Annotated in this window: 7 protein-coding genes and 1 pseudogene; 5 read left to right on the top strand and 3 right to left on the bottom strand. The window is 60.5% G+C overall.

The window, feature by feature from the left end; translation table 11 throughout:
- On the top strand, positions 1-161 hold a 161-nt coding region (locus DQ397_RS09885), incomplete at its 5' end, for an IS3 family transposase (protein WP_148921533.1).
- A gap of 14 nt (positions 162-175) precedes the next feature.
- Here DQ397_RS09885 and DQ397_RS09880 read toward each other — a convergent pair.
- Both DQ397_RS09880 and cynR read right to left on the bottom strand, forming a co-directional pair.
- Positions 176-343 (bottom strand): annotated as a pseudogene (locus DQ397_RS09880) (LysR family transcriptional regulator); the annotation flags it as partial.
- A 240-nt stretch (positions 344-583) separates the two neighbouring features.
- The gene (gene cynR, locus DQ397_RS09875; protein ID WP_043210014.1) at positions 584-1,480 is read right to left on the bottom strand and encodes a transcriptional regulator CynR; all 897 of its coding nucleotides are present in this window, start codon (positions 1,478-1,480) and stop codon (positions 584-586) included.
- 111 nt (positions 1,481-1,591) lie between these two features.
- Between cynR and DQ397_RS09870 the strand changes: the two genes are divergently transcribed.
- From DQ397_RS09870 to DQ397_RS09860, 3 genes are all read left to right on the top strand, one after another.
- Positions 1,592-2,251, top strand: coding sequence for a carbonic anhydrase (locus DQ397_RS09870; RefSeq protein ID WP_043210011.1), 660 nt, complete (start codon positions 1,592-1,594; stop codon positions 2,249-2,251).
- A 32-nt stretch (positions 2,252-2,283) separates the two neighbouring features.
- Complete coding sequence (gene cynS / locus DQ397_RS09865) at positions 2,284-2,754, top strand: cyanase (protein ID WP_043210009.1); 471 nt, start codon at positions 2,284-2,286, stop codon at positions 2,752-2,754.
- 66 nt (positions 2,755-2,820) lie between these two features.
- Positions 2,821-4,044, top strand: coding sequence for an amidohydrolase family protein (locus tag DQ397_RS09860; RefSeq protein ID WP_043210006.1), 1,224 nt, complete (start codon positions 2,821-2,823; stop codon positions 4,042-4,044).
- Between the two features lie 73 nt (positions 4,045-4,117).
- Here DQ397_RS09860 and lpdA read toward each other — a convergent pair whose 3' ends face one another.
- Positions 4,118-5,518, bottom strand: a complete 1,401-nt coding sequence (gene lpdA, locus DQ397_RS09855) for a dihydrolipoyl dehydrogenase (RefSeq protein ID WP_043210005.1) — start codon at positions 5,516-5,518, stop codon at positions 4,118-4,120.
- 210 nt (positions 5,519-5,728) lie between these two features.
- On the opposite strand from lpdA, the gene cfaB reads away from it, so the two are divergent.
- Positions 5,729-6,913, top strand: a complete 1,185-nt coding sequence (cfaB, locus tag DQ397_RS09850) for a C17 cyclopropane fatty acid synthase CfaB (RefSeq protein WP_043210002.1) — start codon at positions 5,729-5,731, stop codon at positions 6,911-6,913.
- Position 6,914: the final 1 nt, after the last annotated feature.

Below are 6,914 nucleotides of genomic sequence, written 5' to 3'. Positions count from 1 at the left end.
GAATCCGACGAAAGATCTACGCAACGCGTGACGAAGCCCGAAGTGATATTTTCGATTACATCGAGATGTTCTATAACCCAAAACGTCGACACAGCAGTGCTATGCAGCTGTCGCCAGTAGAGTATGAGAAACGCTATTTTCTGAGCTTGGAGAGTGTCTAGGAAAGCAGGGGCGATTCAAACAGCTTCAGCTCGAGCATCGCCTCAAGCCCTCGAATTTGCTGCGCCACAGCAGCCTGCGTCACTCCCAACTCCTCGGCGGCCAGCCGGAAGTTCAAATGGCGGGTAACCACCTCGAAGACCCTGAGCGCGTTAAGAGGCGGCAAGGAGGAATGTCTGTTCATGATAATTTTTCTACTGACACTCAAGTGATCTCCTGTCTCGCGGGGAACGCGTCATTCCAGTGTCAGAGGCTACGTCTAAGCCGTACGGAAAGGAACCTGTCACCAAGCAGCAGGGCCTTGATGCATCAGCCGTCTTCGCCCCATGGGACCGATGCTACCGACCCTTTGGCGACTGAATCATATTCCCGCATGTGTGGGGCGACGATGTACCGAGCAGCCAGCTCGCGAAGGGTCGCTTCTCTAGCCCGGGCGCTTCTCCAAGTGGCCAGCGACCTCGGTGGCCACTTCAATGAACGCACGTGCCGCCGCGCTCTGATACGCGCCCTTGCGCTGCATGAGCACGGCGGTGCGCTGGAGTCGCAGTGGGTCCAGCTCGATGGCGACCAGCTCGTCGTGGGCGAGGGCGATGGTCGCGGGCAGCAGGGTGGACAGCGTGGTTCGGCGCACCACTTCGATGACCGCGCTGATGGCATTGGCCTCCATTTGCACACGCGGGCGGATGTCATGCTGGCGGCAGTATCGGTCGATCTGCTCGCGGGTGGCGAACTCGCTGCTGAGCAGGATCAGCGATTCGGCGTTCAAGGCTTCTGGTCCAATGGCGTGTTGCCCGGCCAGCGGATGCTTTGCGCCGACCACCAAGGCGAGGGTTTCGACCAGCAGCGGATAGGCGTCGATGTCTTGGGCGTGCACTTCTTCGAACGCGATTCCGACGTCCAGCTCATCGGATAGCAGGAGTTCTTCCATGTACTCCTGGGCGATTTCACGCACGTTCAAGGTGATGTTCGGATAGCGGCCGTGGAATGCCTCGACGAGCGGGCCTACCAGATAGGTGGTGAAGGTCGGGGTGACGGCCACTCGCAGCGAGCCTCGGCTCAAGTCGCCCACGTCATGAATGGCGCGCTTGCCCTCCTGCAATTCCTGATGCGCCCGTTGCGCATAACGCAGATAGACCTCCCCGGCATCGGTCAGCCGCGTCGTGCGGCCTGAGCGATCGAACAACTGCGCACCAAGGCTTTCCTCCAATTGCCGGACCTGCTGGGACAGGGCCGGCTGGGAGACGTGCAGGGCTGTCGCGGCCCGCGTGAAGCTCTGGTGTTGCGCGACGGCCAAGAAGTACTGGATATGCCGTGCCAGCATGGGTCGTTCTCATAAGAATATCTGATGCAGTGCATCATAAATGAGACTTTTACCTTATGAAATGGGCTGCGTAACCTTTGCCTCATCGCATCGCGACCTGAGGAGTCAGCCATGAAAGACATCATCGACGGTTTCCTGAAATTCCAGCGAGACGCCTTCCCCGAGCGCGTGGGCCTGTTCAAGAACCTGGCGACCCAGCAAAGCCCGCGGGCGTTGTTCATCTCTTGCTCGGACAGCCGGCTGGTACCGGAGCTGGTTACCCAGCGCGAGCCAGGTGATCTGTTCGTCATCCGCAACGCCGGCAACATCGTGCCTTCTTATGGCCCTGAGCCGGGTGGCGTGTCGGCTTCGGTGGAATATGCCGTCGCCGCGTTGCAGGTATCGGACATCGTGATCTGCGGCCACTCCGATTGTGGCGCCATGACGGCCATCGCCACCTGCAAATGCCTGGACCACATGCCTGCCGTGGCCGGTTGGCTGCGCTATGCCGACTCCGCCCGGGTGGTGAACGAGGCGCGTAACCACAAGGACCCGCAGGCGAAGGTCGAGGCCATGGTGCGCGAGAACGTGATTGCCCAGTTGGCCAACATCCAGACGCACCCATCCGTACGCCTGGCCCTCGAGGAGGGCCGTGTCGCGCTGCATGGCTGGATCTACGACATCGAGAGCGGCTGCATCGACGCCTTCGATGGCCGTACCGGCCAGTTCGTGCCCCTGGCCAGCAACCCTAATGTCCGTGCTGTCGCCCATCAGCTTCAGCGCGCTGTGTGAACCCCTTTCATCCCCCAAACGGAGATATCACCATGATCCAGTCCCAAGTCAGCCAGAATGCCCGCGTAGCCCTGACCGAAGTCATCCTGTTGTCCAAGGCTCGCAAGGATCTGTCCTTCGCTCAGATCACTGACGGTACCGGCCTGTCCGAAGCGTTCGTCACCGCCGCGCTGCTGGGTCAGCACCCACTGCCTGCGGAAGCTGCACAGGTTGTCGGTGACAAGCTGGGCCTCGACGCTGATGCCGTGGCGCTGCTGCAGACCATCCCGCTGCGTGGCAGCATCGAAAACCGTGTCCCCACTGACCCGACCATCTATCGCTTCTACGAGATGCTGCAGGTGTACGGCACCACCCTGAAGGCACTGGTCCATGAGAAGTTCGGCGACGGCATCATCAGCGCCATCAACTTCAAGCTGGACGTGAAGAAGGTCGACGATCCAGAAGGTGGCTCCCGCGCGGTGATCACCCTGGACGGCAAGTACCTGCCGACCAAGCCTTTCTGATTCGGTCACAGGTCAATGACCCGGCTGCCGCAGGGTGGCCGGGCCTTTGAACGAGGAATGACACGCATGGATTTGATCTTTCGAAATGTACGCATCGACGACAGTCTGCCACTGACAGATGTGGCGGTGCTGGATGGCAAGATCGCGCAGATTGCACCGACCATTGCCGTCCAGGCGACGCAGGAAGTGCAGGGCAACGGCAATGTGCTGATTCCTGGGTTCGTCGAAGGGCACCTGCACCTTGAAAAAGCCAACGTGATGCATCGCAAGGCCAATCGCTCTGGCACCTTGCAGGAAGCGATCGCTGTCACCGCCGAGCTCAAGCCTACCCTGACTCGCGAAGATATTCTGGAGCGTTCGACCCAGGTACTGCGTGCATTGGTGCAGGCGGGCAGCACCCATGTGCGTGCGCATGCCGAATTCGACCCTTCACAAGGTTTCACGGGGTTGGATGTGGTGCTGGAACTGCGCGAGCGATTCCGTGACGTCATTGATATCCAGGTGGTCGCCTTCCCCCAGGAAGGGATCTTGAAGCTGCCTGGGATGAAGGAAATGATGGTCCAGGCCATGGAGAAGGGGGCCGATGTCGTCGGGGGAATTCCGTATAACGATGTTTCGCCGCTGGAGCACATCGACTTCGTGTTCGAGCTGGCCAAGCAGTACGACAAAGATATCGACTTGCACCAGGACTTCGCCGATGACGCCGAGAACATGACCATCGAGTACCTCGCGCGAAAGACCATCGAGCAGGGGTATCAAGGTCGTGTCTGCGTAGGACACCTGACCAGCCTGGGAGCGGTTCCCCCGGATAGACAGGCTGCGATTATCGATCTGCTGCGTCAGGCGGGTATCAGTGTCATGTGCCTGCCAGCGACCGACCTGCACCTGGGCGCCCGCGGTGACAGTCATAATGTGCGTCGCGCTCTGACGCCGGTAAGGGCATTGCGCGACGCAGGCGTGAATGTCTGCCTGGCGACCAACAACATCCGCAATGCATTCACGCCTTATGGTACGGGTGATCTGTTGAACATCGCACAGCTTGCCCTTTCGGCCTGCCATCTGGGGGGCGCGGATGATCAGGCGACCGTGCTTGCGATGCTCACTACAAGCCCAGCCAAAGCGCTGGGATTGAAGAACCACGGCTTGGCGGTGGGGAATGATGCCGACCTGGTACTGATCGACACGCAGTCGGTTCGTGATGTGATTCTCGATCTGCCGGCGCGCCTGATGGTGCTCAAGCGCGGCCAGGTCGTCGCGACCTCTGAATACCGCCGTTCTGTCGCTTTTTGAGCATCCTAGAAGAAGGGGCGAACCGTAATGTTCGCCCCGTGCTCGGTTTTTTCTCGATGCGCTGTGCGTGTCGTCAGATCTGCATCGCCATGCCATCGACATTCATCGCTGCCTGACGCAAGGCCTCGGAGCGGGTCGGGTGCGGGTGGCAGGTGAGGGCGATGTCTTCAGCCGAGGCCGAGAACTCCATGGCTACGCAGAACTCGCCGATCATTTCGCTCACGCTTGGACCGACCAGATGCACGCCGAGCACTTCATCGGTATTGGCGTCGGCGATGACCTTGGCGAAGCCTTCGGTCTCGTGGTTGATCTTGGCGCGGCTGTTGGCGGTGAAGGGGAACTTGCCCACCTTGTAGGCGCGGCCTTCGGCCTTGAGCTGCTCTTCGGTCTTGCCGACGCTGGCCAGCTCCGGACGGGTGTAGATGACACCTGGGATCAGGTTGTAGTTGACCTCATGGGCCTTGCCGGCGATACGCTCGATGCACGACACCGCTTCGTCTTCGGCCTTGTGCGCGAGCATCGGGCCGGAGGTGACATCGCCGATCACCCAGATGCCGGGTACCGAGGAGCGATGGTGATCGTTGGCCAGCATGCCGCGCTTGTCGGTGACAAGGCCTGCACTTTCCAGGTTCAAGCCCTGGGTGTATGGACGACGGCCGATGGCCACCAGCACGTAGTCGGCTTGCAGGGTTTCGGCTGCGCCGCCAGCGGCGGGTTCGAGGGTCAGGCTGACGCTGTCGGCGGATGGCGTGGCCTGGGTCACCTTGCTGCCGAGCTTGAAGGTCATGCCTTGTTTGGCCAGGGCCTTTTGCAGGGTCTTGGCGGTCTCTTCGTCGGTGCCAGGGCAGATGCGGTCGAGGTACTCGATGACCGTCACCTCGGCGCCCAGTCGACGCCAGACCGAGCCCAGCTCCAGGCCGATCACGCCTGCGCCGATCACCACCAGATGCTTGGGTACCTGGGGCAAGGACAAGGCGCCGGTGGAGTCGATGATGCGTTTATTGTCGATGGTCACGCCTGGCAGCGGAGTCGGTTCGGAGCCCGTGGCGATGACGATGTCCTTGGCTTGCAGGGTGGTTTCGCTGCCGTCCTCGGCCTTCACAATCACCTTGCCCACGCCGTCAAGACGGCCCCAGCCTTTGACCCAGTCGACCTTGTTCTTGCGGAACAGGTACTCGATGCCCTTGGTCAGGCCGGTCACGCTTTCGTCCTTCTGCTTCATCATCTGGGCCAGGTTCAGCGTTGGCTTGACCTCGATACCCAGATGGGCGAATTCCTCGCCGCTGGCGGCCTCGTAGAGCTCCGAGGCGTGAAGCAAGGCTTTCGATGGCATGCAGCCAACGTTAAGGCAGGTACCACCGAGGGTCGAGCGGCCCTCGACGCAGGCGACGCTCATGCCCAGCTGGCCGGCGCGGATCGCTGCGTTGTAGCCGCCGGGGCCACCGCCGATGATCACCACATCATAGGATTTCATGGGTTTTACTCCAGGAGTGAAGAAGCGCAGAGGGCCACAAGATTAGTCTGCGAAATCAAGGTTGTATACAATCTTGAGAGCAATTCGTACTGAATGGCTCTAGACCATGGTCTTGATAAACGGAAACTTCCGGTGAATGAACTACCCTTGCCCCGGTGACGTCCCAAATATGAGATGAGGCGTCCGGTACACATGAAGGGAGGGAAATTCATGCTTGCGCAACTTCCACCTGCGTTGCAGAGCCTGCACTTGCCTTTGCGTCTGAAGCTGTGGGATGGCAACCAGTTCGACCTAGGGCCAAGCCCACAGGTCACCATCCTGGTCAAGGAGCCTCAGCTGATCAGTCAGCTGACCCACCCGAGCTTGGACGAACTGGGTGTCGCCTTCGTCGAAGGCAAGCTGGAACTGGAAGGCGATATCGGGGAAGTCATCCGCGTCTGCGACGAGCTCAGCGAAGCTCTGCTCCAAGACGAGGAAGAAGTATCGCCAGAGCGTATCGCGCATGACAAAGCTACCGACGCCGAAGCCATTTCCTACCACTATGACCTGTCCAATGAGTTCTACCAGCTGTGGCTCGACCAGGACATGGCCTACTCCTGCGCGTACTTCCGCGAACCGGACAACACCCTCGACGAAGCCCAGCAGAACAAGTTCGATCACCTGTGCCGCAAGTTGCGCCTGCAGGCTGGGGACTACTTGCTGGATGTGGGTTGCGGCTGGGGTGGGCTGGCGCGTTTCGCCGCGCGTGAGTATGGCGCCAAGGTGTTCGGCATCACCCTGAGCAAGGAGCAGCTCAAGCTAGGTCGTGATCGGGTCAAGAAGGAGGGGCTGAGCGATCAGGTCGACCTGCAAATCCTGGACTATCGCGACCTGCCTCAGGACGGACGCTTCGACAAGGTGGTGAGTGTCGGTATGTTCGAACACGTCGGCCACGCCAACCTGGCGCTGTATTGCCAGAAGCTGTTCGGCGCCGTGCGTGAAGGCGGTCTGGTGATGAATCATGGCATCACGGCCAAACACGTGGATGGCCGGCCAGTCGGGCGAGGCGCGGGCGAGTTCATCGACCGCTATGTCTTCCCCCACGGCGAATTGCCGCACCTCTCGATGATCACGGCCAACATCTGTGAGGCCGGACTGGAAGTGGTGGACGTGGAAAGCCTGCGCCTGCACTACGCCAAGACGCTCAATCACTGGAGCGAAAACCTCGAGAACCAACTGCATAAAGCCGCCACCCTGGTGCCAGAGAAGACTCTGCGCATCTGGCGCCTGTACCTGGCCGGATGCGCCTATGCCTTCTCCAAGGGCTGGATCAACCTGCACCAGATCCTGGCAGTGAAGCCCTACGCCGATGGGCACCATGACCTGCCCTGGACCCGCGAGGACCTCTACCGCTGAC

This window comes from Pseudomonas sp. CK-NBRI-02, assembly GCF_008124495.1.
GTDB lineage: Bacteria > Pseudomonadota > Gammaproteobacteria > Pseudomonadales > Pseudomonadaceae > Aquipseudomonas > Aquipseudomonas guariconensis.
This window is presented reverse-complemented; position numbering and strand designations above follow the sequence as displayed.

Coding starts and splice junctions, on each gene's coding strand:
- cynR (WP_043210014.1), bottom strand. CDS start 1,480: ATGCTGGCACGGCATATCCAGTACTTCTTGGCCGTCGCGCAACACCAG.
- DQ397_RS09870 (WP_043210011.1), top strand. CDS start 1,592: ATGAAAGACATCATCGACGGTTTCCTGAAATTCCAGCGAGACGCCTTC.
- cynS (WP_043210009.1), top strand. CDS start 2,284: ATGATCCAGTCCCAAGTCAGCCAGAATGCCCGCGTAGCCCTGACCGAA.
- DQ397_RS09860 (WP_043210006.1), top strand. CDS start 2,821: ATGGATTTGATCTTTCGAAATGTACGCATCGACGACAGTCTGCCACTG.
- lpdA (WP_043210005.1), bottom strand. CDS start 5,518: ATGAAATCCTATGATGTGGTGATCATCGGCGGTGGCCCCGGCGGCTAC.
- cfaB (WP_043210002.1), top strand. CDS start 5,729: ATGCTTGCGCAACTTCCACCTGCGTTGCAGAGCCTGCACTTGCCTTTG.